1 protein-coding gene is annotated in these 447 nt (G+C 43.4%); it reads left to right on the top strand.

Translation table 11 applies throughout. The annotated features are described in order from the left end of the window. Positions 1 to 88: 88 nt before the first annotated feature. Positions 89 to 447: IS110 family transposase (locus CWC28_RS21755; RefSeq protein WP_138625787.1), on the top strand; the 359-nt coding region annotated here is incomplete at its 3' end.

Raw genomic sequence — 447 nt, 5'->3', positions numbered from 1 at the left:
GTGAGAACGCTGCACAAGACTCCAAACATCAAGTTCGGATAGTCAAAGGGGCCTCGAGCCCGAATTAGCAAGGCAGAAACAGCTTATTATGGATAATAAAAATAATCAAAGTTCCGTCACTGTAGGTGTCGATACCGGTAAGTTACAACTCGATATTTATATCCGCCCCCTGGATATTTATTTCACCGTAACCAACGACGAAAAAGGAGTTAATGAGGCCATCAAAAAGATAAAAAATTATCACCCGGAACGTATCGTTATAGAAGCCACTGGACGACTTGAACATCTGTTTATCATGGCCTGTGCAAAGTCCAATTTACCCTTCGTGGTGGCCAACCCTGCACACATCAAGAAGTTTGCCGGAGCTATTGGTCGTCTGGCAAAAACAGATAAGCTTGATGCCCAACTTATTGCTCATTACGGCGAAGCAATTAAGCCAACACTATC

The organism is Pseudoalteromonas sp. S4492 (genome assembly GCF_005886115.1).
GTDB lineage: Bacteria > Pseudomonadota > Gammaproteobacteria > Enterobacterales > Alteromonadaceae > Pseudoalteromonas > Pseudoalteromonas gelatinilytica.
This window is presented reverse-complemented; position numbering and strand designations above follow the sequence as displayed.